This window comes from Desulforamulus reducens MI-1, assembly GCF_000016165.1.
Taxonomy (GTDB): domain Bacteria; phylum Bacillota; class Desulfotomaculia; order Desulfotomaculales; family Desulfotomaculaceae; genus Desulfotomaculum; species Desulfotomaculum reducens.
This window is the reverse complement of the sequence record NC_009253.1, coordinates 3,387,266-3,413,749: the sequence shown is the minus strand read 5'-3', so window position 1 is coordinate 3,413,749 and position 26,484 is coordinate 3,387,266. Positions and strand designations below refer to the sequence as shown.

The 26,484-nt window shown below is 42.5% G+C and carries 25 protein-coding genes; 18 read left to right on the top strand and 7 right to left on the bottom strand.

Annotated features, from left to right (window positions below; translation table 11 throughout):
- Nucleotides 1-29: 29 nt before the first annotated feature.
- Together gmd and DRED_RS16675 are read left to right on the top strand one after the other, a co-directional pair.
- A complete protein-coding gene (gmd, locus tag DRED_RS16680) occupies nt 30-1,115 on the top strand; it encodes a GDP-mannose 4,6-dehydratase (protein ID WP_011879425.1) in 1,086 nt (361 codons plus the stop codon).
- Nucleotides 1,116-1,141: 26 nt separating this feature from the next.
- Entirely contained in the window at nt 1,142-2,248 is a 1,107-nt protein-coding gene (locus tag DRED_RS16675; protein ID WP_011879424.1) for a DegT/DnrJ/EryC1/StrS family aminotransferase, read from the top strand.
- Between the two features lie 315 nt (nt 2,249-2,563).
- On the opposite strand, the gene DRED_RS16670 is transcribed toward DRED_RS16675, so the two are convergent.
- Entirely contained in the window at nt 2,564-3,967 is a 1,404-nt protein-coding gene (locus DRED_RS16670) for an IS1380-like element ISDre4 family transposase (RefSeq protein ID WP_011879423.1), read from the bottom strand.
- A gap of 144 nt (nt 3,968-4,111) precedes the next feature.
- Between DRED_RS16670 and DRED_RS16665 the strand changes: the two genes are divergently transcribed.
- The 9 genes from DRED_RS16665 to DRED_RS16625 all read left to right on the top strand — a co-directional run bounded on the left by DRED_RS16665 (nt 4,112) and on the right by DRED_RS16625 (nt 14,176).
- Nucleotides 4,112-4,894, top strand: coding sequence for an ABC transporter permease (locus tag DRED_RS16665; protein ID WP_011879422.1), 783 nt, complete (start codon nt 4,112-4,114; stop codon nt 4,892-4,894).
- Entirely contained in the window at nt 4,891-5,646 is a 756-nt protein-coding gene (locus DRED_RS16660; protein WP_011879421.1) for an ABC transporter ATP-binding protein, read from the top strand. Before DRED_RS16665 ends, DRED_RS16660 begins: the two co-directional genes overlap by 4 nt.
- On the top strand, nt 5,630-7,945 hold the full coding sequence (locus DRED_RS16655; protein WP_198006908.1) for a glycosyltransferase: 2,316 nt from the start codon (nt 5,630-5,632) through the stop codon (nt 7,943-7,945). Before DRED_RS16660 ends, DRED_RS16655 begins: the two co-directional genes overlap by 17 nt.
- Nucleotides 7,936-9,573: a glycosyltransferase gene (locus tag DRED_RS16650; protein WP_011879419.1), complete on the top strand. Its 1,638-nt coding sequence runs from the start codon at nt 7,936-7,938 to the stop codon at nt 9,571-9,573. The genes DRED_RS16655 and DRED_RS16650 overlap by 10 nt, the downstream gene beginning before the upstream one ends.
- Nucleotides 9,574-9,575: 2 nt before the next feature.
- On the top strand, nt 9,576-10,211 hold the full coding sequence (locus tag DRED_RS16645; RefSeq protein WP_011879418.1) for a NeuD/PglB/VioB family sugar acetyltransferase: 636 nt from the start codon (nt 9,576-9,578) through the stop codon (nt 10,209-10,211).
- A 53-nt stretch (nt 10,212-10,264) separates the two neighbouring features.
- The gene (locus tag DRED_RS16640) at nt 10,265-11,407 is read left to right on the top strand and encodes a glycosyltransferase family 4 protein (protein ID WP_011879417.1); all 1,143 of its coding nucleotides are present in this window, start codon (nt 10,265-10,267) and stop codon (nt 11,405-11,407) included.
- Between the two features lie 26 nt (nt 11,408-11,433).
- Nucleotides 11,434-12,819 (top strand): phosphohexomutase domain-containing protein, encoded by a 1,386-nt coding sequence (locus DRED_RS16635; RefSeq protein WP_011879416.1) that lies wholly within the window; start codon nt 11,434-11,436, stop codon nt 12,817-12,819.
- Nucleotides 12,820-12,983: 164 nt separating this feature from the next.
- Nucleotides 12,984-13,481 carry a transposase gene (locus DRED_RS16630; RefSeq protein WP_011879415.1) on the top strand — a complete coding sequence of 166 codons (498 nt, stop codon included), beginning with the start codon at nt 12,984-12,986 and terminating at the stop codon, nt 13,479-13,481.
- Nucleotides 13,478-14,176, top strand: coding sequence for a DDE-type integrase/transposase/recombinase (locus tag DRED_RS16625; RefSeq protein ID WP_011879414.1), 699 nt, complete (start codon nt 13,478-13,480; stop codon nt 14,174-14,176). Before DRED_RS16630 ends, DRED_RS16625 begins: the two co-directional genes overlap by 4 nt.
- A gap of 51 nt (nt 14,177-14,227) precedes the next feature.
- Here the strand turns inward: DRED_RS16625 and istB are convergent, their stop codons facing one another.
- Genes istB through DRED_RS19430 form a run of 4 tightly spaced genes read right to left on the bottom strand, consistent with a single transcriptional unit; the run spans nt 14,228 to nt 16,732 of the window.
- Complete coding sequence (gene istB, locus DRED_RS16620; protein WP_041274374.1) at nt 14,228-14,971, bottom strand: IS21-like element helper ATPase IstB; 744 nt, start codon at nt 14,969-14,971, stop codon at nt 14,228-14,230.
- The gene (locus DRED_RS16615; RefSeq protein ID WP_238442548.1) at nt 14,964-15,983 is read right to left on the bottom strand and encodes a Mu transposase domain-containing protein; all 1,020 of its coding nucleotides are present in this window, start codon (nt 15,981-15,983) and stop codon (nt 14,964-14,966) included. The genes istB and DRED_RS16615 overlap by 8 nt, the downstream gene beginning before the upstream one ends.
- Nucleotides 15,984-16,355 carry an ATP-binding protein gene (locus DRED_RS18905; protein WP_011879412.1) on the bottom strand — a complete coding sequence of 124 codons (372 nt, stop codon included), beginning with the start codon at nt 16,353-16,355 and terminating at the stop codon, nt 15,984-15,986.
- Nucleotides 16,352-16,732, bottom strand: coding sequence for a hypothetical protein (locus DRED_RS19430; protein WP_011879411.1), 381 nt, complete (start codon nt 16,730-16,732; stop codon nt 16,352-16,354). The genes DRED_RS18905 and DRED_RS19430 overlap by 4 nt, the downstream gene beginning before the upstream one ends.
- A 492-nt stretch (nt 16,733-17,224) precedes the next feature.
- Between DRED_RS19430 and DRED_RS16600 the strand changes: the two genes are divergently transcribed.
- Nucleotides 17,225-17,644, top strand: coding sequence for a PD-(D/E)XK nuclease family transposase (locus DRED_RS16600; RefSeq protein ID WP_011879410.1), 420 nt, complete (start codon nt 17,225-17,227; stop codon nt 17,642-17,644).
- Nucleotides 17,645-18,168: 524 nt separating this feature from the next.
- Here the strand turns inward: DRED_RS16600 and DRED_RS16595 are convergent.
- The gene (locus DRED_RS16595; protein WP_011879409.1) at nt 18,169-18,507 is read right to left on the bottom strand and encodes a HepT-like ribonuclease domain-containing protein; all 339 of its coding nucleotides are present in this window, start codon (nt 18,505-18,507) and stop codon (nt 18,169-18,171) included.
- On the bottom strand, nt 18,504-18,794 hold the full coding sequence (locus DRED_RS16590) for a nucleotidyltransferase family protein (RefSeq protein ID WP_041274696.1): 291 nt from the start codon (nt 18,792-18,794) through the stop codon (nt 18,504-18,506). The genes DRED_RS16595 and DRED_RS16590 overlap by 4 nt, the downstream gene beginning before the upstream one ends.
- 333 nt (nt 18,795-19,127) lie before the next feature.
- Here DRED_RS16590 and DRED_RS16585 point away from each other — a divergent pair, with 333 nt between their 5' ends.
- From DRED_RS16585 to DRED_RS16560, 6 genes are all read left to right on the top strand, one after another.
- The gene (locus tag DRED_RS16585; protein ID WP_011879407.1) at nt 19,128-19,763 is read left to right on the top strand and encodes a nucleotide exchange factor GrpE; all 636 of its coding nucleotides are present in this window, start codon (nt 19,128-19,130) and stop codon (nt 19,761-19,763) included.
- A 1-nt stretch (nt 19,764) separates the two neighbouring features.
- Nucleotides 19,765-21,624, top strand: coding sequence for an Hsp70 family protein (locus DRED_RS16580; RefSeq protein WP_011879406.1), 1,860 nt, complete (start codon nt 19,765-19,767; stop codon nt 21,622-21,624).
- A gap of 11 nt (nt 21,625-21,635) precedes the next feature.
- Entirely contained in the window at nt 21,636-22,844 is a 1,209-nt protein-coding gene (locus tag DRED_RS16575) for a tetratricopeptide repeat protein (RefSeq protein ID WP_011879405.1), read from the top strand.
- Between the two features lie 113 nt (nt 22,845-22,957).
- Nucleotides 22,958-23,689: a WecB/TagA/CpsF family glycosyltransferase gene (locus tag DRED_RS16570; RefSeq protein WP_011879404.1), complete on the top strand. Its 732-nt coding sequence runs from the start codon at nt 22,958-22,960 to the stop codon at nt 23,687-23,689.
- Between the two features lie 255 nt (nt 23,690-23,944).
- Nucleotides 23,945-25,204 (top strand): LCP family protein, encoded by a 1,260-nt coding sequence (locus tag DRED_RS16565; RefSeq protein ID WP_011879403.1) that lies wholly within the window; start codon nt 23,945-23,947, stop codon nt 25,202-25,204.
- A 151-nt stretch (nt 25,205-25,355) separates the two neighbouring features.
- The gene (locus DRED_RS16560; RefSeq protein WP_011879402.1) at nt 25,356-26,444 is read left to right on the top strand and encodes an acyltransferase; all 1,089 of its coding nucleotides are present in this window, start codon (nt 25,356-25,358) and stop codon (nt 26,442-26,444) included.
- Nucleotides 26,445-26,484 lie beyond the last annotated feature (40 nt).

Here is a 26,484-nt window from a genome sequence, read left to right as displayed (position 1 = left end):
AATTAATGTATTTAGGAAGGGGAAAAATAGTGAAAAAAGCATTAATAACAGGTATTACAGGACAAGATGGAGCATATTTGGCAGAGTTTCTATTACAGAAAGGTTATGAAGTGCACGGTATAAAGCGTCGAGCATCAATGTTTAATACTGAAAGAATAGATCATTTAGTTAAAGATATTCATGAAGAAGATGTAAGATTAAAGCTTCATTATGGGGATTTAACAGATGCTACTAACTTAATAAGAATTATTCAAGAGGTGCAACCTGACGAAATTTATAACCTTGCTGCACAAAGTCATGTTGCAGTTTCATTCGAATCTCCCGAGTATACTGCAAATTCTGATGCTCTAGGAACACTAAGACTCTTAGAGGCTATTCGAATATTAGGATTGGCAAAGAAAACAAAGTATTATCAGGCATCAACGAGCGAATTGTTTGGAAAGGTTCAGGAAACTCCACAAAAAGAGACAACTCCTTTTTACCCAAGAAGTCCATATGCAGCAGCAAAGCTATATGGCTATTGGATTACTGTAAACTACAGAGAGGCATACAATATTTTTGCATGCAATGGTATTCTATTTAATCACGAATCACCTCTTAGAGGAGAGACATTTGTAACCAGAAAAATTACCCGTGCTGTTGCCAGGATAAAATTGGGCTTACAGAAGAAGCTTTATTTAGGAAACTTGGATTCTAAAAGAGACTGGGGTTTTGCTGGAGATTATGTAAAAGCTATGTGGCTTATGCTTCAACAAGATAAGCCCGAGGATTTTGTTATAGCAACTGGGGAAACATACTCTGTACGGGATTTTGTTGAACTGGCGTTTAATCAAATTGGCATTCAAATTGAATGGCGTGGTCAAGGTGTAGATGAGATAGGAGTAGACAGTGGTACTGGTAATGTGCTGGTCTGTGTTGACCCGAGATATTTTAGACCAACCGAAGTAGATTTCTTATTAGGAGACCCAACTAAAGCACGAGAAAAGTTAGGCTGGTATCCAGAAGTTACTATTAACCAACTGGCTAATATGATGGTAGAAGAAGATTTGAGAATAGCTAAACGGGATCTTTTATGTAAAAATAATGGATTTGAAATTAAGAACGGACATGAATAATTTATTTAATTTTAATTAAGTAAGAGGTGAGTACAATTAATAAGCTTAAGATACCTGTCTATCAGCCTAGCCTCACTGGAAACGAAATGAAATATGTACAGGATTGTCTAGAGACGAGCTGGATATCTTCTAAGGGTAGATATGTGGCAGAGTTTGAGAATAACTTTTCTTTTTATATCAATAGTAAATATGCGACTACAGTATCTAATGGTACTGTAGCGCTTCATTTAGCTTTAGTAGCATTGGGTATTGGGCCAGGAGATGAAGTTATAGTTCCAACTTTTACTTACATAGCGTCAGTAAATGCAATAGCATATACTGGGGCTACCCCTGTTTTTGTGGATTCACTTAAAACAACTTGGCAAATGGATCCGGATGACGTTAAAAGAAAAATTACTCCCAAAACTAAAGCCATAATGGTAGTTCATTTATATGGTCATCCGTGTGACATGGATCGATTAACCTCTATTGCTAAAGACTATAATTTGTTCATAGTTGAAGACTGTGCGGAGGCCTTTGGTTCTTTATACAAAGGACAGCATGTTGGTACATTTGGTGACATTGGGACTTTTAGTTTCTTTGGTAATAAAACCATTACAACGGGTGAGGGGGGAATGGTAGTTACCAAGCATAAGTCTCTACACAATAAATTGGTTCATCTTAAGGGACAAGGTGTTGCTGAGTATCGCCAATATTGGCATGATGTAATAGGTTTTAATTATAGAATGACTAATATATGTGCTGCAATTGGGCTTGCTCAGTTAGAGCAAGCTGATGACTTCATAAAAGCAAAGCGACAATTAGCTCAATGGTATAAAGATAGTTTATCCGTAGCGCCAGTTAAGTTTCATGATGAAATTGGGGAAGTCTATCACTCTTATTGGATGTGTTCTATTTTAGTTGAGAATGAGGAAATAAGGGATCCTTTGCGTGAACACATGGCGAATGCTGGTATTGAAACAAGACCACTTTTTTACCCGGTGCATACAATGCCAATGTACAATCAAAGGTTTGAAATATTCCCAGTAGCAGAGGAATTTGGTAGTAAGGGTATAAACATGCCAAGTTGGCCTGGATTAAAAAAAGAGCAAGTAGATTTTATTTGTAGCACTATTAAGAATTTTTTTGCCTAAAGATTAATTTAGTTGTTAATTGTTCTTAATGAAAGTTATATGTATTCAGAAAAATATGTTGTAAAAGCATATGTGCATCTGGTTCAAAATCAAAGATGGTAAAACCTATTACCAGTTTTTAATAACAAGCATGAATTCCTGAATCCGTGAGTTACCTATTCTGTAACCTTATCTTTCAGTAAAATATGTAAAAATTTATATTTTAAGAATTGCCACTAGCATTTAATGAATCTCTCAATAGTATTGAGCTTAAATTTGGCAATAAAAATCTAAGCACTCCTTTTAGTGCAAAGTTTTATCGTTCTGTGGATATTTCTATCTTGCTAAACACACAGAGTAAGCTTGTTTAAATGTTTCAAACCAGGGGCTGTGCTTTCCAAATCGTAATTTCTTCTTTCTTGCATGTGAAACTAACAGTGATGCCAACCTGATTAAGTTCTGAATCACCGTCCTAATCCTACGGCGTTCTGCCTGCTTTCGCAAGGGCACATGCTGCATTCTAGTTGTTGATTGTCCTATCATGCGCAACAGATTGTAGGCCACTACTCCAAAATGTAGTATTAGGTTGTTAGTGTCAAATTTGCCAGAGGGCAGTCTTTCTAAATCCAGGTCTGTCTTAAGTTCGCTGTGAAACTGCTCACTGGTGCCATGTTCGTGGTATAGTCTTTCGATTACATGTGGAGGGTCTGGCAATGAGGTCCAATAGGTTTCTGCCTCCACCTGGGGTACGAGAAATATCTGGCCATCTTTACCAAAGGTTCTTTCGGTAATTTTGTAAACTACCCTGATTTCTCTTTTCAGCTCCTTTTTGTATTTCATCATGGAACCATAGTAGACTTTTTTACCTTCACGTTCCTGGCAGTAAATATCTTTATTGTTCTTTGCCAATAGTAGCCACCCTTCAGGGGTTTCTTTGCGAAGGTTTCGCTTAATAATGAAATCAGCCTTAGTATCATCATTTAAGCAAATTTCAATATTACTAGCGCTGTCATTGCCTGAGTCCATCCTTAAAAGCAAAGGCAACTGGGTAATTTTTCGGGCATAGCGAATGCTTTCAGCAACGAATTCTGAGGTGTTCTTTTGGCAATGTTCACTCCCTTGGCGTAGCTCAGTATTTACGCAATAACCTTCCTTTGCTAGATATGCAAAGATGGGAGCGTAACCATCGGTGCCTTTGTAGGTGCGGGAGACCCCTTCTTTTTTGGTGTTGGAGTTATCAAAGGGAGACACATCAATATCTAGTGGAAGATAAGCTCTATTTTCTCGACACAGGTACGCTGGGGTTAGTGGTGCATTTGTTTTTTTGATTAGCCCCGCAGATTCTTCCAACAGGATATTATTCCATTGCTTATCTTTAGCAACCATATCTAATCGTTGGCGAAGGGTTGGGCTTGACGGTGTCTCTTTGATGTTTAACGAGATTGCAAAGAAATTATCTTCTCGAAAGGGTTCAATGTGGTCAAAATCACTCTTGCCTTGGCATAACAAGCCAATGTAGGCAATACCAACACTTCCATTAGAAATATGGGGTTTCTTTTGTTCAGCAGACATTGTATTGTTCAGTCGTGTTTTTATCTTGGTATTAGTCAGTAAGGCTCCGATAAGAGCTAAGCCCGAATGGGTGGTTAGCTCTTCGTCACCTTGTTCAATTTCAAAGATAGTGAGCCTATCATCGTCTCTGTTTTTGGTTTTGATTTTCTTGTTTCTTATCTTTTTCATGTTGCACCCCTGAGGTGAAGATTAGAAATATCGATTAGATGTATATTTCTACATATTCCTTCATTTCCCTATAAATTATGGGGTGAGGCAGAAAATTACTTTACGGATTCAGGATGAATTGTAAAAGACAATGGAGATGGTCTAGTGAGTAATTATTTCCAGCGAGTCTGGGCAGCAAGATACTTTTTTACTCATCTTGCATTATCTGACTTACGTTCCAGATGGCGCCGATCCTTTTTTGGGATCCTCTGGTCAATAATTCAGCCTCTTGGTATGACAGCATTGCTATCCATAGTGTTTAGTAAAATTTTTCATACAGAGATACGTGAATATGCTCCTTATATTCTCTCAGGCATGGTGCTTTGGGATTTTGTAATTGCCACTGCCATTGGAGGAGCTCTTTCTTTTGTTCAAGCAGATGCCTATATTAAGCAGTGCAGACATCCACTAGCAATCTACACACTTCGCACTACTTTAACTAATTTGATGGTATTGATGCTTTCCAGCATTAGTCTGGTACTTTGGGTATTAGTAGTAATGCCAAAAAATTTTGGCTGGACATGGTTAGCCGCTTTATCTATTTATCCAATTGTTGCGCTTATTGTGTGGCCCCTAGCTACGGCTTTAGCATACATAGCAGTACGCTTCCGTGATCTACCACATGCCCTGGGTTTAATTTTTCAGGCTATGTGGTTTGTGTCACCAATATACTTTGAAGATAAAATATTTCGCAATGGAGATTTGCATGCGCTGATTGATTATAACCCGATCTACCACCTCTTGGAGCTTGTTCGTGCACCACTTCTGCATGGGAAATGGCCTACATTTGAAAACTATGCATACTGCTTGGGTACAATGTTAGTTTTTAGCTTTCTTGCTTGGATTGTAGGAAGACGTGCAGAGGAAAGGGTGATCTTTTACCTATGACATCGCCATATATCTTGCTTGAAAATGTTAACCTTCACTACTCATCCGTTGCTTTTAAAGAACGTTCTCTTAAGACCCTTTTAGGGAATATTTTAACGGGAAATAAAAAAAAGAATGCAGTACAAGATGTCCATGCCCTTAAGAATATTAATCTGGAAGTCCGTGCAGGAGAGCGAGTAGGGCTGCTTGGACACAATGGTGCTGGAAAAAGTACCTTTCTCAAAATGGCTGCCGACCTTTATCCTATATCCAGCGGCCGACGCATTATCAAGGGTAATGTACGCTCTCTTTTTGATTTGAGCCTTGGTTTTGAACCAGATGCAACGGGAAGAGAAAACATTTTTTATCGAGGTCTTTTACTTGGTTTATCACCCCGGTTACTTCGGGAGATCGAAGAAGAAGTAGTAGCTTTTGCTGATCTGGGGGAGTTCATTGATTATCCAATCAAAACCTACTCTGCGGGTATGCAAGTTCGACTGGCCTTTGCTATCTCTACCGCTGTGGGCGGGGATATCATGTTAATTGATGAAGTAATCGGTGCGGGGGACGCCAGATTTATGGTCAAAGCTAAAAAAAGAATTTTAGATTTAGTGGAACAAGCTAAAATCTTGGTTTTAGCCTCCCATGACTTTAGTGCGTTGCAAACTATTTGTCAGCGAGGAGTAGTATTCCACCGAGGAGAAATTGTTTTTGATGGTGAGATAACTGAAGCAGTGAAAACGTATAAAAGAGTTAATGGGATTGGAGCTTAAGATGATTGGAGAAAAAAAAATACGAGTAATGTGGTTACTTAATCACACTTCTGCGAGAAAATTTGAAGTACAAATGCTTAAGAAAATTGGTATTAATGAGATTTTTCTCCCCAAAATTTTCCCAAAAGACCCAAACTTTCGTAGTGCATCAATTGATTACTCGGAAGATGAAAATTTAACTATTCCAAAGGAAGACCTAACAGTCCTAAACAATGCAGACTGGTATTCTGATCCTGGACCAGAGGCGTGGGAAATTGCTAATAAATATTTTGATATTATTTTCTTTATTTTGTGGAACCCTGAAGTTGTTTGTGGGATTGTTAAGCACTTCCGTGGATCGGTGCTTTTACGGGCATATGGAATGCCTAAAGAAACTAGTTATTCAAGTTTGCTTGATATGATAACGCCCTACAAGGGACGTGCTTACATTAAAGCTCTTGGAGATCGTTTTTGGTTTGCAGAGGCATACAGACACCTTCATTGTAACGAGCATGAATATATAGGAACACAAAACGTATATTTGCCGTTAGGATTACATAATGCATCCATTAATGATAACTGGCAGGGAAACGACAGAAAAGTATTGTTTATATGTCCAGATATTGGATGCAATCCTTACTATAGAAAAATATATGTAGATTTTTTGAGGGAGTTTAAAGGTTTTCCGTACTCAATTGGTGGAGCTCAGCCCATACGAACAAATGACCCCAACGTATCTGGTTTTTTGCCTATTGATATGCATGAAGAAAGAATGCGTCAAATGCGTGTGATGTTTTACCATAGTACGGAACCAAACCATATTCACTACCATCCTTTTGAGGCTATCAGGGCGGGTATGCCTCTTGTTTTTATGGCCGGGGGTATGCTAGATCGATTAGGCGGTAAGAATCTACCTGGCCGCTGTAAGACAATTGCAGAAGCCCGACGAAAAATTAAGAAAATTTTAAACGATGATTGGTCTCTTATTGAGGAAATTCGAAACAGCCAGACTTGTCTCCTAGAACCGATGAGGCCTGAGAACTGCGAGGGTGCCTGGCAGGAAGGATTTAGCAGAATACTAGAAGGCTTAGAGCGGAGTAGAAAGAGGCTGTTAACACCTGATAGGAGACAATACCGTATCGTAGTATTCATCCCTGTAGGCTATCGGGGTGGGTCACTGCGAGCTGCAAAGCTATTAGCACAGGCTATAGATTTAGGAAGTCGACAAGCAAGTGAGCCTGCAGAGGTTATTTTAGCTCACCTAGATAACCCCTCACTTTACCCTGACGAGGAATTTAATGATTTGCCAACAAACATTAAGCGACGTCCTTTTTGGTGGCGTGTCGTTGATAGCAAGGAAGCATATCGGGCTATGGTATATGCCGGTTTAGATTACCTACCAATGGAGTCAGCATCATATCAAATTCCGGATGACGGCATAAACCAGTTCCTGGATTGCGATTTATGGGTCGTAGTATCGGATCGATTGGAACATCCGTTATTACCACTACGCCCCTATGTGTTAGTAGTATATGATTATCTACAGCGTTATATTCAGGTCCTATCTACTGATATCAACGCAAAATTTATTGCAAGTGCACACGTAGCAGAGCGGGTAATGGTTACTACAGAATTTACCCGCGGGGATGCAGTTCAATTTGCCGGAATACCAGAACGAAAAATAGTTAAAGTACCCATGCTGGCGCCCCATTATTGGCTGAACGATGCTATTAGTAAACCCACTGGTAATCCAAGATACTTCTTGTGGACCACAAATCTGGCACCACATAAGAATCACGTAAACGCGTTTAAGGCTTTGCTTATCTATTATGAAGAGTACGGCGGAAGACTTGAGTGCTGTATTAGCGGTGTTAACACTGAAAATATTTTGAAAAGTAAAGAGGATCATCTTAAACCCCTAAAGAAAATGCTTATGGGGAGTAAGGAGTTACGCAATAATGTAAAAGTTTTGGGCGAACTGCCCGAACAGGTCTACCGATCTCAACTTTCATTAGCGGCATTTTTATGGCATCCTGCCTTAATAGATACTGGTACTTTTAGTGTAATAGAAGCTGCAGCCCTAGGGGTACCTGCACTCTCGAGCGACTATCCTGCCATGCGCGAGATCGATACGCAGTTTGATTTAAATTTAAGATGGATGGATCCGTACAATCCAGAGGATATGGCACGGCAACTCAAATATATGGAAAGAGAAGCTCAAAGCCGGAGGAACCTGTTGCCCACAACTGAAAAATTAGCCATGCAATCTCTAGAAAATGTAGCAGGGGCTTACTGGGAGGCGGTACGAGCATGTCTGTAAAAAAATATGGTATATATCTTGCCTATCCGCCGTCGGTTGATCTGCGTGCAGAAGGCCTTGGTCGTCATCTGGCGGAATTTTTAAAAGGGGCTCAGGAACGGGACAATGTGTGTTTTGTTGTGGCCTGTCCGAGCTGGACACGGCAGAGTTTGCAACAACTGTGCTCTGAGGCCGATGTTGATCCAGAAACCTTTGAAACTATTTCACCACGCAGTAAGCCTTTACTACTAAGGGCTTATGAGGGTTACCTTAAAATAAAACAAAGACGTATAAGCCGGGGTAAATTTAGGGCATTATTAAAGCGTTTGCACGTTTTCTTAGATAACTTATCTTTATTAATTGAAAAAAAGTTAGTTGGAATGAGAAGTCTAACCTTAGGTATTCTATTGGGGATAATTTTTTTACCGTTTCTATTAATGTTCGGAATATTTCGTGGCATAATACTAGTCGTTTCTAAGATCTTTTCTTTTGGAAAAAAGGTTGGTCAAATAATGTTAAAAAACTCAAAGGTTCAATCCTATCGGCGGAGGCAACAGCAAATCCTTAGGGAGCCCAAACAGAATTCCCGGGTGGTTAGATTGTACCGCTATATGGAAGAGGCAGAATCAGCAATTTTACGGAGATTGATTGAACGGCGACAGGATGTTATAGCTTGGTATTGCCCTACTGCGTTCTGGCCTCATTTTAACGAGATTTCTGCACCACGGTTAATGTGCGTGCCTGACGTTGTGTTAGGTGATTTTCCAGTTGGTTTTGCAGGGGTAGGTGGCGAACGGTTTTTAGAGAATTTCAGGCAGGTTGAGGAGGCGATACGAGGCGGAGAGTATTTTGTAACCTACAGCAAGCATGTTATGTGGAATACTCTTGTTAAACGTTACAGTGTGAATCCAAATAACGTTTATGTTGTACCGCACGGTGCTAACCGTTTAGACGAACTCGTCGTTGCTTCAGGATGTCCTTTCAATGATTCTGTAACGAACCAATTATGCCAAAGTTTGTTCCGAGGAGCGTTAAGCAAGGTAGTTAATCACCCTAATGCAAAAATTTTTGGCAGTGGTAATGTACGTTTTATCTTCTATGCCAGTCAGTTTCGTCCGAACAAGAATGTTATTAGTTTACTGCGGGCATATAATCATCTTTTAAAACGCCGATATATTGGACTAAAATTAGTCCTAACAGGTAATCCGAAAACTACACCCGAAATTATTAGTTTTATTAACGAAAACAACCTGGAAAACGATGTACTATGTCTACATGGTTTAACAGCTCAAGAGCTCGCAGCTTGTTATCGACTGGCAGATCTGGCTGTTAACCCTAGCCTTTCTGAGGGAGGGTGCCCTTTTACTTTCGCGGAAGCTATTTCGGTTGGGACACCGGTGGTGATGGCACGTATTCCTGTGACAGAAGAAGTTATGGTTGATCCAGAACTCAATTCTGATATGCTCTTTAATCCTTATGATTACAGAGATATAGCAGATCGGATAGAGTGGGCATTAGAGAACAAGGGAGAGCTTTATAAACGACAGCGTAAATTTTTTGAAGAAGTGGTTGGTAAACGGACATGGAGAAATGTAGTAGACGATTACATTAATATTTTGGATGAAATAGCAGAATCTCGGGGGAAGTAATAATGAAGACGCTCAGCTTACTGATTATGGGTTGTGGTGGACACGCACGAAGTGTTGCTGATATCGCTTTACACATTGGGTTTAAAGAACTTTTATTCGTAGATCACGGCGCTCGACCGGGAGAACAGATTTTTAGCTTTGATGTACACAAGACATTCCCCACATCCTTACCTATGGGTTGCTTAGTATTTCCGGCGTCTGGAGACAATTGGCAACGCATGCATCAGATACAGATAGCTATAGAGAATGGTTTCTCGCTGACAAACATCGTTTCGCCATTAGCTTATTTAGGAGCAGGTGTAACGGTTGGCGAGGGTACACTCCTAGCCCACCACGCCCACGTTGGCCCATCCGCAATCATTGGAAAAGGGGGCATTATCAACACTGGAGCTGTAGTTGAACACGAATGCCAGATAGGGGACTTTTCTCATATATCAGTCAATGCCACCATTGCGGGTCGTTGTAAAATTGGTAAACGAGTGTTTATTGGTGCTGGGGCCATAGTAATTGATAAAGTCAGAATTGCAGATGATGTGGTTATAGGTGCTGGGGCAACGGTTGTAGAGGATCTTATTGAATCAGGTGTTTATGTTGGTACGCCCGCCAGTCTTGTAAAGAATAAAAGTCATGTTTTTTGAGAGTTTCAAATAATAAAATTTTTATTTTTTAAAATATTTCAGAGGGATGGATTATGAAAACTGCCTTTATTCACGATTGGCTCGTCACCTATGCGGGAGCCGAAAGAGTGCTAGAACAGATGCTCAAAATATTTCCTGACGCCGATCTGTACAGTGTGGTTGATTTCATCCCTTACAATCAGCGCAGTTTCCTTCAGGAAAAGCTCTCGCAGACTAGCTTTATTCAGAAATTACCTTTTGCAAAAAAAAAATATCGTTCCTATCTACCACTTATGCCACTGGCGGTGGAACAGCTTGACCTTTCCGCCTACGACTTGATAATTTCAAATTCGCATGCCGTGGCTAAAGGTGTGATTACGGGACCGGATCAATTGCATCTTTCTTATGTCAATTCACCCATGCGTTATGCCTGGGATTTGCAGCACCAATACCTCCAGGAAGCTAAGCTGAACAGGGGGTTAAAAGGTTGGACTGCCAAAGTACTGCTTCATTACTTACGTATGTGGGATATACGGACGGCCAACGGGGTAGATAGTTTTACAGCGAATTCATGTTTTATTTCCCGTCGCATCTGGAAGGTTTACCACCGAGAAGCGAAGGTTATTTACCCCCCAGTGGCTGTGGATGAATTTGACGTAGGTGAGTATAAAGAAGATTTTTATTTAACTATCTCCCGTATGGTTCCATATAAGAAAATGGATTTAATTGTAGAAGCTTTTAGCCAAAGACCAGATAAGAATCTAATAGTCATTGGTGACGGACCGGATTTTAATAAAGTAAAAGCAAAGGCCAAGTCCAACGTAACTTTACTTGGTTATCAGCCCTTTGATCAGCTAAAAGACTATATGCAGCGGGCTAAGGCATTTGTATTTGCGGCGGAGGAGGATTTTGGAATTACTCCAGTAGAGGCCCAGGCATGTGGTACTCCGGTCATAGCCTTTGGCAGAGGTGGGGCCTTAGAAACTATTCGGGGATTGGATAATCCTTCACCCACAGGTGTATTCTTTAGGCAACAAACAGTAGAATCACTATTATCTGCGGTAGATCTCTTTGAACGAGAAAGGGACAAAATAAAGCCGCAGGCATGTAGGGAAAATGCCCAGCACTTTTCTTCTGAGAGGTTTCGACAAGAGTTTTCTGAATATGTGGAGCATGAGTTGAACCTATTTAGGGATAGGACGGGAATAATAATATAATTACGTTAATTTCGGAGGTTATACGAATGGCAGAACATAACATTGCCAACTGCCGGAAGGCTTTTAAAGCATATGATATTCGAGGTCGGGTGCCGGAGGAATTAAACGAGGAGGTGGCTTACCGCATTGGACGGGCCTATGCGCAGTTATTTAATCCAAAGCAAGTAGTTGTTGGTTATGATGTGCGGCTAACCAGTCCTGCTTTGGCAGCTGCTTTGACCCGTGGGTTAAGGGAAGAGGGCTGCAGAGTGGCAGATATCGGACTTTGCGGTACCGAGCAGGTTTATTTTGCAACCTTTCACCTTGGTTTAGACGGTGGCATCATGGTTACTGCCAGCCATAATCCTCAGGACTATAACGGGATGAAGCTGGTTCAGGGTGAGGCTCGTCCCATCAGCGGGGACAGTGGCTTAAGGGATCTCGAGGAACTTGTAGTAAGCGGGAATTTTGAATCTAAAGTAAATATTGCCCTAGGTGATTACCGCAAAGTCAACATTATGGATGAGTATGTCCAACATCTGTTATCTTATATAGATATTTCTTTAATTAAACCCTTGAAAATGGTTGTGAATGCCGGGAACGGTAGTGCAGGTCAGATTATTGATGCATTGGAACCGTATCTTCCAGTACAATTCATAAAGGTACACCACAACCCAGACGGTACCTTCCCAAATGGTATTCCTAACCCCTTGTTGCCAGAGAACCGCGAGGTAACCGCAGAAGTCGTTAGGCAAACTAGAGCGGATGTAGGTATTGCTTGGGATGGTGATTTTGACCGCTGTTTTTTATTCGATGAGCAGGGTAATTTTATTGAAGGTTATTATATAGTAGGCTTATTAGCCCAGTCATTCCTATCAAAGCATATAGGAGCCAAAATTATTCATGACCCACGTCTAACTTGGAATACTATAGACCTTGTAAAAAAAATTGGTGGGGTACCTATTCAGAGTAAAACAGGACATGCATTTATTAAAGAACGTATGCGTTTGGAAGATGCAGTATATGGTGGGGAGATGTCTGCACATCATTACTTTAAGGAATTTGCCTATTGCGATAGTGGAATGATTCCCTGGTTATTAATATTAGAGATAATGTGTAAGCAAGGGAAACCTTTATCAGAATTAATCAATGAAAGAATTAAACTTTATCCCGCCAGTGGAGAAATCAATAGACGAGTGAACAATCCCCAGGAAGTCCTAAAAAATGTAGAGCAGCACTTTGTAAATAAAAGTACTTCAGTTGACTGGACAGATGGTTTAAGTCTTGAATTTGATAAATGGCGATTTAATCTTCGAATGTCAAATACAGAACCGGTAATTCGTCTAAATGTAGAGGCAAAGAATGATTTAGACTTAATGAAGCAAAATACAAGTGAACTCCTTAAAATTATTGATGTCTTCAATAAACAATAAAAAACTAACGATTAATCGTAGTATAATGAATTGTTTATTGAGTAAATTGCATATTTCTGAGCCCAATATTTTAGCGGTTTCTGAAGGGCCCCCTGTGTTAGGATAGTTGTCATAGACCTCTAAATGAACTATAGTTAGTAAAGTAGCTTGCTAGGGAGGAAATTATGACAAGATACAGTGATGAATTTAAATACTCTATTATAAAAAGAATGATGCCCCCCAATAATGAATCCGTTAAAGCCATTTCTAAAGAAACCGGCCTTTCCGAAGGTACGCTACACGCTTGGAAGAAGAAGGCCAGAGCTAACGGCATAGCTGTTCCAAGCGGTGAGCCTGAAGCGGAAAGATGGAGTACACAGGATAAATTTCTGATAGTTGTTGAAACAGCATCTTTAAGCGAGATTGAAATGGCTGAATATTGCCGTTCAAAAGGTCTCTTTGTTGAACAGGTGGAAGCCTGGCGAGATGCCTGTATGCAGGCCAATGGCGGTATTGCCCAACAAGCTGCTCAGCTACAAAAGGATCTTCGCCAAAAAGATCGTGAACTAAAAGATCTCCAAAAGGAACTTAAACGAAAAGAAGCTGCACTTGCTGAAACTGCTGCACTTTTAGTTCTAAGAAAAAAGGCCCAAGCGATCTGGGGGGACCCCGAGGACGAATGATCAGTGTCTCAGATCGCAAAAAAGCCATTTCACTGATCAAAGAAGCTGTTGCTAACGGGGCTAGAGAACCAGAGGCTTGTAAGGTACTTGGAATTACTCAACGTACCCTGCAACGTTGGCGAAGTAGTTTAACACCTATTGAAGACCAACGAAAGAATGCTAAACGGCCGGAACCTGCAAACAAGCTTAGCATAGATGAAAGACAAGCCATTATAGAAACTGCCAATCAACCTGAATTTAAGAGTTTACCACCTAGTCAAATTGTTCCCCGACTAGCCGACCAAGGCATTTACCTAGCTTCAGAGTCAACATTTTACCGGGTGCTGAAAGAAAACAACATGCAACATCATCGTGGAAGAGCTAAAAAACCATGTGCTAAGCCAATCTCAACTCATTGTGCTACAAGTCCAAACCAAGTTTGGATGTGGGATATTACTTGGTTACCAGGTCCTGCTAAGGGCATTTTTTTCTACCTATATCTAATTTTAGACCTATTCAGCCGTAAGATAGTTGCTTGGGATATCTGGACTGAAGAGTCCTCTGAAAATGCTAGCATATTAGTACGACGGGCCATAATGTCTGAGAAACGTACTCTAGCTAATGAGCCACTGGTTTTGCATTCAGATAACGTGAATATTGCCATAGGAAAGAGCCAACTATGCCATATTTTTGAGCCACTTATGACATCAAATTGAACCACCGATGACATTAATAGGGCCACCACCTTTAGTAGTGACCCGAGATGGTTATTTTTCTAAACCATGTCGTTCTCTCATAGATATCTCCCCATCAATCAGAATAGTATAGGAATCATGGACAATACGGTCTAAAATGGAATCTGCCAAGGTTACCTCACCTATTTTTTCATGCCACCCTCTAGGATCAAACTGGGAACAAAAAATGGTTGAACCTGTCTGATGTCTTGACTCCACTATTTCCAGAAGGTCCCGTGCCTCGCTCCCCTTTAAAGGTGTTAGAAGCCATTCATCTAGTATAAGGAGATTAACTTTCTTGTATTGCTTGATAACCTTTTGGAATATGCCCTCACCTCTGGCGATTGTTAATTCATCAAGTAGATCAGGTAGCCGTACATACCTAACTTTGTAGAATTGCCGGCATGCAGCAACTCCAAAGGCGCAAGCTAGATAGGTTTTGCCGTTACCTGAAGCACCCATAATAATGATATTGTGGTGATCTTGAATATACTGACCTGAAGCCAACCGGAGAATTTGAGCTTTATCAAGCTTTCTATCTGGATGATATTCTATATCCTCAATACATGCTTGGTTGTACCGGAATTGTGATCCTTTAATCAGGAGGTTCAGCTTATTATTCTTTCTCCGTGACCATTCCACATCCACAAGAAGGCTGAAGCGATCTTCAAAGGATAGTTCCCGGTAATCGGTATCATGCAACTGTTTCCTGTAGGTTTCGGCCATTGCAGTTAAACGCATATCATTTAATTTTGATATTGTATTTTCGTTAGTCATTGTTTTTACCTCCATAGTAAGCGGCTCCCCTAGTGAATCCGTAAGAGCTGGCTGTCTTTTTAGTTGTGTTATCCACAGTTGGATTCACCTCAGATAATTTATCTTGGCCCGTCTTTAGGATGGTTTGAATACTCTTTAGGGTGGGTCTGGGGGTATAGTCTAGAGCCCTTTTACATGCGGCTTCGATGCGTTCAACCGAATGTTTATCAGCTAGCTTCATTAGTGCTAAGCAAGATTTAAGTCCTTGCTTTTCTGTCTTGTAAGAGGCTAAAATGCTTTTAACAGTGGTTAATGTGTGTGATCCAACTTTACTTGCCCATTCAAGAATTGAATCTTGGTTGAACTCAATGTATTTTTTATGATTATCAGGCATGTGTTCTGGAATTGTGGATGCTTGTCCTACTTTCCCAGAAAGCCTTTTATGGGAGGCAATACGGAAATGTTTGAAGAAAATTTCCACCACATTCTTCGTAATCCGGACATCAACTAGTTGTTTGATATATTCATAAGGAACTGAGTAATATATTTTATCCACAGATATATGATAATCATATTGTACGGTGGCTTTTTTCCAAGTAGCTAGCTCGTATGGGGAAGCAGGCAGTGGAATTAGCGCAAATTTCTCCTCTTCCGTGAAAGCGGAAAGCCTGTTTCCTGGCTTTTTTTGAAAAGATTTGGTGTTGTATTCCGTTAATTTTTTGTGGATGGCTTCATTGAGTTCTTTAATTGAGAAAAACTGCTGATTGCGGAGAGAGGCAATAATCCAAGTGGAGATGATACCTACAGTACCTTCTGCACTAGGTTTATCTTTAGGGTGACGTACTCTGGCTGGCATAATAGAGGTGTTGTAATGTTCAGCCATTTCCTGATACGTGCGGTTAATAATGGGATCAGTCTGGGAGGACTTTTCCACACCAGTTTTTAAGTTGTCCGGTACAATCATTCTGGTCACACCACCGAAGAACTTGAAGGCATGAATGTGAGCCGTGATCCAACTCTCTAGTAATGTCAATTAAGTGGCAATATGGGATTTACCTGTCCCGGACTGCCCTACACAAATAATATTTTCTCGGTCTTTTATGAACTTGCACTCTGCCAAGGAAATTATCTTTGTTTTGGGGAGCTTAGGTATACTGGTGAATTCAAAGCTTTCCAGGGTTTTAATTTCACTAAACCTGGCTTGTTTTAGCCTTGTAGTTAATCGTTTTTGTTCACGCATTTCTACTTCTTTAGCAAGACAGGCAGCTAAAAAGGAAGTAGGGGTGAGATTTTGAGTCATGGCATCTCGAGCCAGTTCCCTAAAGGATACTTTTAGCCCCGGAAGTTTAAGTTGCTTACAGTATATATCCACCATCGCTTCCCTGGGATCCAATGCTTCGCTCACGCTGGAACACCTCCAATGAGATAGTTGAACTTAGATGGGTTATCCACGGGGATGTCCAGTTTAGGAAGCGTAGTAGGGGTTGAACCCTGGTTTTGTGTATTAGACTTTAATCCCTTTGAAATTAGTATCTGCCTGATATATTCAAGGCCGATGTACCCGGATTTAAAGCTTTCTTCTATAGCCAAAAGTACATCTTCAAAATTAAACTCCAGGTTAAGGAGAAGAATTTTAGCATATTCCCGGTAACCTTCAGGTTCCTTCTGACATAACATAACCCGCAGTTTTTGATAAAGTTCAGGTAACTTTCTCACTACTAGAGCGTTTTTTACGGCACGTGGCTTTGTTGCTATCACAGGTAGGTAATGCTCCAATTTCATGATTTTCTCACCACGGTTGTAGGAACGAGAATGAATGGCAACCAGTTTAGTGTGATCATATATCTCTGCTCGAGGGAGAAACCGGAAGCCCTCCGGGACATCCAGTTTCTCCCAAAAGGGGACAGTCCCTGCTTAAGTTAATAATTTAATAGACTAAAGTAAAATACAAACCTTGGATTTAGGCATTACCCCGGAGCATTCACCCATCAAGTCAACTCCTTCAATAATTTCCCCCGTCAAAGCAACTCACTGCCTAATCTTAAAGATAATGCTTCTAACCTAGCCCTATCACTGTTGCCGGTAGTGATGGGGCTTTCTATGTTCCTAATAAGAAAGTCCCGTATCCTTGAGCTAAACATAGCCAAGATGCGGGGTTTTTACATATCCCAGCCAGAAGAAAGGAGTGACACATAAATTGGGAAAATTAGTAGGTAATTTAGCAACAGTACTAGAATCTGATATAATAATGGCAAAGGTTTCGGGGGTGAAGGCTTGGTAGAATATCAAAGCATTAACCGCACCAATGATTACGCATTTAAACGCATAATGGGATCAGAAGAAGGTAAAGAAGCATTGATTAGCTTCCTGAATGCGGTACTAAAGCCAGCACCGGGGAAAGAATTGGTTTGGGTGGAATTACTGGATCGGGAAATGGAGGAGATCGCTATGGGAAACCCCGGCATTCGCAAGGCCATGACCATAGAGCAGATATTCTTCAAGAACCAGCAAGAGCGCAGGCTGTACGAACTGCGAGAGAAGTCAGTAAGGGATGAAATCTCCATGATGACCGGAGCTAAAGCCCAGGGATTAGCCGAAGGAGTAAAAAAGGGGGTTAACCGAAGGAAAGGTGCTAATGGCCCAAGCTGCCATCTGCAAATACCTGGATGCCAGGTTCTCTGCATCATCCGCTAGTCTGCAAGCACAAGTAAAGAGTATTAATGATGTGGAGGTTTTGGATAAAATTATTAACAAAATCTACACGGTTAATAACCTGAAGGAAGCCGAAGTTATTGTTAGGGACAAGGCTAAATAACTTGGGTATGGATAACCTTGGTGCCAGGCACTAAACTTATTAATTTATTGATGGTTGAATGACCACCTGGTATAATTTAGCCAGGTAGGTATTATGTGGGAAGAGAGCTAAGGGTGGAGCATCCTGGCACCGTGTATCATGTATTTCAAAGGGGAAATAACCAGGAATTTATATTTGACAAACACAATGATAAGGCGTTCCTGCTGGTCAGGATTCGTTTGTATAAACAAAAGTAAGCGTCAATTACATACTACATTTTAACTTCTCCATGATTATGAGACAATGCTCCTGAAGGAGGTTGTCAGAAATAATGGATGAAAAAAATATCCGTACATTTAGATATTGGGTTACTAAGCTTAATAATCACTAAATTAAAATTGGAAGGTACACCACCCCCCAGTTTTTACTGTTCTGCTTTTATAATCTCTTCAATTTGCTTCTTTAATTTCGGTATCTTTTTAGTGGCGGTGTCCCAAACCAATTTCAAATCAACACCAAAGTATTCGTGTATGAGAACATCTCTCATACCAGCCATTGATCGCCAGGGTATATAGGGGTATTTGCCCCTGAGTTCTGTTGAGAGATTCTTAGTTGCTTCTCCGACAATTTCAATCCTTCTAATTACAGCATCCTGTATCAAAGCGGATTCAAAGAAGGTTTCTTTCGTCACACTAAGCATGTGGCTCTCAATAGTGTTGATACTTTCCGTGATATGTTGGAGAAAAATGAGGTCCTCTTTCAAATTATCACCTTCCTGTCTTTCAAAACAGAGGGCCTAATGTATTTTGAAAGGGAACCTTCGGTTACTACATCTACTTTTCGCTGGAGGACGTCTTCAAGAGCATACTTTAACTCAACCAGCTCAAACAACGAAAAGTCGGCATTGGGGTCATACTCAATCAGAAAATCAATATCGCTATCTTGGTTCTGTTCGCCACGGGCAAAGGAACCGAAAATGTATGCCTGGTTCACGCCGTAATTTTTTAATATTGGAACCGCCTTTGTTTTTATTGTTTCAATGTTCAGCATGCAAATTCCCCCCCCGAGGGTCCTTTTTACTAATTTTACCAATTTTTAAGCAATGTTTCAAGAGTGCCAGGCACTAAACCTATTAATTTATTGATGGTTGCCATGATTTTAAGAGGCAGATAAGCGATTTGGATCTGCTTGATATAATAATAAACAAAATTTACACTGCCAGCAGGTTGGAAGAAGCCCATACAATTATTGCGGGTGTCAGAAAATAGCAGGCAAACCGGCTTTTCATTTCCTATTCCAATGATATAATAAGATAATTTGTTATATTTTATGCTAATTTAGCCTATGGATTTTGGAGTAAAGGTTGTCAAGGGAGAGACCAAGATGAGTTGGAAGTTTTGGGCAAAAGAGAAAAAGGAAAATAACGAGGCGGTTCTGGAGCAAGTGTTTGAACAAATAAATCGGCTTGGCGCACAAGTAAGCGGCTACAATGAACAAGTGGTGGAAATTGGAGCACAGGTGCAAAAGGTTGCCCGCCTACAATATAAAACAGGTCAGAACCTGCAGGGAAAGCTGGAAGAGTTGGCAACAGCCGTAGGAAATTTGCAAAACAGGCAAGCAGCCTATGATGCAGAGGCGGCACAGTTAAACAAGCGGCAGCAACAAATAAATTATCTTACGGAGCAGCTGATTAATTGGCTGGATGATATTGACTTGGTTTGTGCCCGACTAAGTGAGGGGCAGGAACTATGGAAGCAATTAATGGAGCAATGGGCCGGGCAGCTTATTACTGCCCTGCAGCAACTGGGCATCCGGGAACTGGATCTCTTGGGCAGCAGTTTCAACCCCCAATGGGCCGATGCCATTGGCACAATTCATCGGAGTTCTGCCACAGTAGGAACCCAGAGCCATGGGGAGGTACCATACGAAGTAGCGGAGATTGTAAAACGGGGATTTATTTATGGTAACGGGCAATTATTAAGAAAAGCCCAGGTGATTACCTATCGGGAGGAAGTTTAAGATGACCAATAGAAAAAATGACGCTACCCGGCAATCCTTTCGTCCCATTGTAGGGATTGATTTAGGAACAACCAATTCGGCGGTGGCCTATATACACAATAGCAAGCCTGAAATTATTCCCTCACCCCAGAGCAAGCACATTATCCCGTCGGTTGTCCTGCTTGATCCAGAAGGTAAAGTTGTCGTGGGGGAAGATGCCCGGGCTGCCCTGATCGCTATGCCTGACCGCACAGTGGCGGCGGTGAAGAGGAAAATAGGCTCCCAGGAACCCATTGCCATTGGCGGACAAGCCCTATTGCCCCAGGAAATTTCAGCTTTGATTTTAAAGGAATTAAAAAGTTATGTGGATGATAGGTTTGGTGAGGGTGAGAAGGAAGCAGTTATCACTGTGCCAGCTTATTTTACTGACGAACAGCGCCGTGCCACTAAACAAGCCGGGGAACTGGCAGGTTTTGTGGTGGAACGGATTATTAATGAACCCACAGCCGCTGCCCTAGCCTTTGGACTGGCACACATGGAAGAAGACCGGCACATTCTGATTTATGACCTAGGTGGTGGTACCTTCGATGTTTCGGTGGTGGAAATGATGAGTGGAGTCTTGGAGGTAAAGGCTTCCAGCGGCAACAGTCATCTGGGCGGCGAAGATTTTGACTGGCAGATTGTAGACTGGCTGGCGGAGCAGATGATTGCTGAACACGGTGTTGATCCACGGGGTGACCTGCGGGCCAGGGCCCTCCTTAAAGAAGAGGCCGAAAAAATCAAAATAAAATTATCCACGGAAGAAACCACTTCAGTAGCGTTGCCAGTGGTAATGGTTCAGGATAACTGTCCCATGGGACTCCAACTGGAATTTACCCGCAGTCAGTTTATTTCCTTGATAGATAGCTACTTGCAGGAAACGATGGCCTGCGTACAGAGGGTGTTGACCGATGCAGACCTTGGGCCCCAGGATATCGACGAAATACTGCTGGTGGGAGGATCCACTAGAATTCCCCAGGTACACCAGCTAATTCACCAATTCTTCAAGAAGGAACCCCGCAGGGATGTGCATCCCGACGAAGCAGTGGCCCTGGGTGCAGCGGTTCAGGCAGGTCTTAAGTCCGGCGCCTTATCCGACAGTGGCATGGTGGCTACCGATGTAGCACCTTTTTCCATGGGTATTGCGGTGTTAAAGGAATGGAAGGGTGTGGCCATGCGCCCCGGTGGCTTCCACGCCATCATTCCTCGTAACACCACCGTACCGGTAACTCGGACAGAACAGTTTTACACCACAGCCGATGGGCAAACCTCAGCCTCCATTGAAATATACCAGGGAGAGCATGGGTGGGTTAAAAACAATCATCGGCTGGGAGAATTCCTGTTGGACGGCATTCCCGCCAATGGGGCGGGGAAGGAAGCAGTTGAAGTAACCTACCGCTACAATTTAAACGGTATTCTTGAAGTGACTGCCAGATGTGTGTCCACGGGCAAAGAGATGACTGTTACGGTGCAGGACGCTTTGGAGAGACATTCTCAGGAAGCCTTCCAGGAAAGTGCCGATAGGTTGGAAAAGCTCTTTGCCGGTGCCCCAGACGAAAATTTAGCTGAGGAACAGTTTGAAGAGGCATGGGAACTCTTCGACGATCAGGAGGATGACGGTGCGGCAGATTATGAGGAGCTTTCAGAAGGGGTATTACAGCAGGAAGCAGCCTCCTTGCGGTACAGGGTTGAGAAATTGCTAGAGTCCCTCACCGGGGCAGACCAGTCCAGGGCAGAGGAGATGCTCCATCGGCTGGACGAGGCCATAGCGACAAATGATCTTGAAGAATTGCGCTCTGTGCTTGATGAGGTAACAGATGTACTGATTGATCTGGAAATTTAGGGGGTATTGCTTTGGAAACCAAGAAGCGATCCAGTCGCAAGGGAGCCAAACCGAAGGTGGAAAACTACTACAAAATCCTTAACACCCGCTCCAATGCCACTCAACAGACCATTAAAGCAAAATACATTGCCCAGGTCAAGGCCTTCCCCCCAGAAACCCACCCAGAAGAGTTTCAGCGTATCCGCAGGGCTTACGAGACCCTGCGGGACCCAGTTAAACGCAGGGAATATGATATGCTGCGCAAGTACGGCGGCAAAATTGAAAAGCTGATGGAAAAAGCCTTCGAATTCATGGGTGAAGAAAAGTGGGACAAAGCAGAGGAGTTATTCCGTCAAGCCTTGCAAATAGCACCGGAGGATGCACAGGTACACCTGGGGCTGGCCTACACAACCTTTTGGCAGGGGGATGAGCGGACCTTTGAAGAAGAATTTCAACGGGCCGTGGAACTGGCCCCTGTGGCGGAAGATAAAGTAATGCTTTTTACCATCAAGGCCGGGTTGTTGCTTGATGATGAGCGACCGGAAGAAGCCCTGCAAGTATTGCAAACCGTCGAACAGCAGTATCCCCAGCATAGGCAGTTGTTCCACCAACTTTCTGTTCGTGTCTATATTGAATTGGGCCGTGAAGATGAGTTGTGGGCCATGACCCGGGCGATGCTGCCGGCACCAGGCGCAGAGAACCCAGAGGATATTTATCTTTTTATCCACTGGTTTAACACCATGATTGATTTAGAAAAGTGGCAGGAGTGGTCCAAGGTTCAGCAACGCCTACGCCGGTTTTTAAAATCCCTAGATGGGGCAGGCAAGTCCATGGTACTGGAGGCTATACAAAATGAGCATGATAACTTTTATGAGGGGGGCTTTTTTCGCGGGGCTGAAATGCTGGTTGACTTGATGTACTATCTGGATGGCAAGAACCCCCAGGTCCAGGAGAGACGCCGCCAAACCAGGGAAATGGCGTGTTTGGAAAAGGAACTTCTTCGTATCCGGGATGATCAGAGTATGTTTCCTTTAATCAGCGTCTACGCCTTTGAGTGGTTTTATGAGGATTATTTGCCACCGGAAGAACTTTTCCTTTTACGGGAAAGTATCCCCCCGATGCTGCTGGAGGCCATAGAAGGAATGGACCATGAGTTTGCTGCGGGCATGGTGAAACTACGCAAAAAATACCCCCTTATTTACAAGCGTTTTCAAGACCGCTGGGATGATTTGGGGGCCTAGCACGAAATACCTTTTATAAATCAGGAGTCATTTTACCCCTTAAACCTATCTCTTGTTGGCGATGTGCCATGATACAATGTATAATGGTCATGGAAACAGCAGGAGGCGGAAAAATGCGCATAAAGTTACTGGGGGCACCCGTAGATGCATTAAATATGAAAGAAACTGTAAGTCAAATAAAAGAGTTTTTTAAAAAAGGTAGCAAGCCCCACTTTATCATCACCCTAAACCCCGAATACCTCTACCGGGCCCAGGATAATGAAGAACTGATGAAACTAGTACAAGGGGCAGACCTTGTTACACCCGATGGTACAGGGATTGTCTGGGCAGCAAAAATGGCGGGGTTTCCCGTACCCGAACGGGTGACTGGCATTGACCTCATGTTGAACCTGATCCCCGTGGCTGAACAAGAGGGGTGGGGTATATTCCTACTGGGTGCGGCCCCGGGAGTGGCAGAGGATACAGCGAAAAACTTAAAGAAACAATACCCCAATCTCATTATTGCAGGCACCCACGATGGCTATTTTAAACCCCAGGAGGAAGCGGCTATTGTTAAAAAGATTGCCGAAGCCAAACCCCACTTGCTTTTTGTGGCCCTGGGTATGCCTCGGCAAGAGCAGTGGATTCACAGGTATAAAGACCAACTGGGTGTACCGGTATCCATGGGTGTGGGTGGCAGTTTTGATGTCATTGCCGGCAGGGTGGAGCGTGTATCCCCCTGGCTGCAGAAGTTAAATTTGGAATGGCTGGGACGTTTACTTAAGGAACCCCAACGTTGGAGACGTCAGTTGGTTTTACCCAAGTTTGCCTGGTTGGTTATAAAAAAATATAAACTCAAGCTATAACACCTTTTTAAATAGAGGTGTTATATTTTTTTGTTCAGATCCGTCTTTATTAAAGAACCTTGCAGGTTATACCAAAAGAATGTCGAAGTATTCTCTAGTTTCAGCCTATATTGGCTGTATTTGGCGTTGAATCGCCATAGTGAGAAATGATACAATGTTTCTGTGTGCCAGTCAGTAAATAAATCTTAGTTGTGTTATGCCATCGGAAAGTTAATTAATTTTCGTATATGTTTAGAAAAGAGGGTGGCTAGTTAGATGGAACGTAGAAAAAGAAGAAAGCTAAGGATTATTCCTTTTCTCATTTTTTGTACCTTTTTTGTTTTGGTGTTGGGTACCGGGTATGTACTGGCGAACCAATTCCTTTTTAATGGGGAAGGTCCGTCACTGTCATCACTAACGCTGGATGATCCAAAAGAGGAGGATTTGTTTAAGGATCGTATGAACTTCCTCCTCATGGGTATTGATGCCCGGGAAGGTGAAACCAGAACCCGCACCGACAGCTTGATTCTGGTCAGTGTGGATAAGGAGAAAAACCGTATTGCTATGATATCTCTCCCCCGGGATACCCGTGTGGACATTCCGGGCCATGGCAAGGATAAAATTAACGCAGCTAATGTGTACGGTGGGCCTGAGTTGGTGATGAAAACCGTGTCAGACCTCACTGGTGTTAACATTGATCATTACTTAATGACCAATGTGCGGGGCTTCCGTGATATCGTAGATGCTCTGGGCGGTGTCACCATTGATGTAGAAAAACGCATGTATCACTATGACCCCTATGATGAGCCGGATTTGAGAAAGATTGATCTGCGGCCCGGCGTGCAGGAACTGGATGGTAATAAGGCCCTGCAATATGTGCGTTTTAGAAGCGATGCCCTGGGGGATGTCAGCCGGACAGAGCGGCAACAGAAGTTTCTCAAGGCGTTGGCCCAGGAAATGATGCAGCCCTCCACCATCACCAAGTTGCCGAAATTGGTTCCCACCATTAATAAATATCTGGATACCAACCTGGGCATATCCCAGATGGTTACCCTGGCTAAGGCAGGAAAAAACCTGAGCAATGTGGACATTGTAACCCAGACCATGCCAGGGAAGTTTTTAAACATGGATGGCGTTAGTTATTGGAGTGTAGATCCTAAGCAAGCCAAGCTGGTGGCTGAATCCCTTATCCGGGATGGCAAGCCCTATGATGTGGTGCTGGGTGAAGAGAACGTTAACACGAAAAGTGTAGCAAAGGAAACCACTAAGTCCCAGAGCAAAGAAAGTGCACCGGTAAATCCCATTTTGCCTACCAATAATAAAACCGCTACTAACCAGGAAACACCCGAAAAGAACACCGGTAACCAGGATAGTAAAGTAAAGCCTAAGGACTCCGGTGTAGAAATTATTGTTAACCCAGACAAAGAGTCTGGCAATCAGGGTACTACAAAGGGAACCACAGAGACAAAGAAGAATAATGCAGTCTCCGGAGACAATGCCGGGGCCAGTAGTTGGCTTCCCACCACGGAGCTATAACGGAGCGGTAAAGGAACCAGGGAAAGAAAATTCCCTGGTTCTCTTTATAAGGCAGAAGCAGCTGTTTCTTTAGTATACTACAAGTTACGCAGTACAATCGAAGGGATAACACCTGTACCCAGACAACACTATTTTTTAATTGTGAGGTAAAATGGAAAAGAATTTAACCAGAGCAACTCTACAAGAAATTGAGATCAGCCGTGGTATAGCCATCCTGGCAGTGGTCATCATACATATGACAAGCATACCCTTAGAAGTATTAAAACCCGGCACCCATAGCCATACCTTTTATACCATTATTAACCGAGGCTTACAGTTTGCAGTGCCCTTGTTTTTAATGATCAGTGCACTGGTATTGGCCTACGGGTTGGGCAGGGATAAGCCAGCGAACTGGCAGGATTTTTACCGTAAACGCTGGCACAGGGCTGTGGTGCCCTTTCTGGTGTGGACCACACTCTATATATTGCTGCGGCTGGTGGCCACCCATGATGTGGGAGTGCCTTCCTTAAAGGAAATCGTCCTATGGTATGGCTTTGGCAAAGGATTTTATCATTTATATTTTCTATCGGTGGTAATTCAGTTTTACCTGTTTTTTCCCTTTATTCACTACCTCTGGAAGCGATATAACCCTAATATATGGATTATCCTGGTGCTCTTTGGAGCCTTGCAAATAGCCTTTTATTGGGTGAATAAACTTTATCTCTATCAACGTTTCCCCTACTCGGGATCCCTGGTATTAAGCTATGTCTTCCCCATTGGCATCGGGCTTTGGTTAGGCTATCAGGCCTCCTGCTGGTTACGCTGGTGGGAAAAGGTTCGTTTTTTGGTTACAGCCGTGGCAGTAACTGCTGGGTTCTTTTATCTCCAGCAACACCTGGCAATTGTGGCGGGCCAAAGAATCAATACCTTTCATTATCAAATTGCCTGGGTGCTCTATGTAACTGCCCTGGCCATAGGGGTTATCTTTCTAGCTAGAGCAATGCTTCATGTAGTACCACTGGCAAGGGCATTGATAAAGCTCGGTCAATTATCCTTTGGCATATATTTAGTACATCCCTTTTTTCTTGCCCTCTGGCAGCATTTTTTGTCTCCGGTGACAGCTAGCGAAGTTCACCTGTTCACCTGGGGTGGGTTGGCCATCATTCTAACCCTATCGGCCCTGGTCACCTATGTGTTGGAAAGAACCATCTTTGCCAAACCACTTTACGGCCTGAGCAAAAGAAAAGCAATAAATAAGTAGCCGTTAAGGTCAAAAAGGTATAAACAAGCTAAGTTTTTAA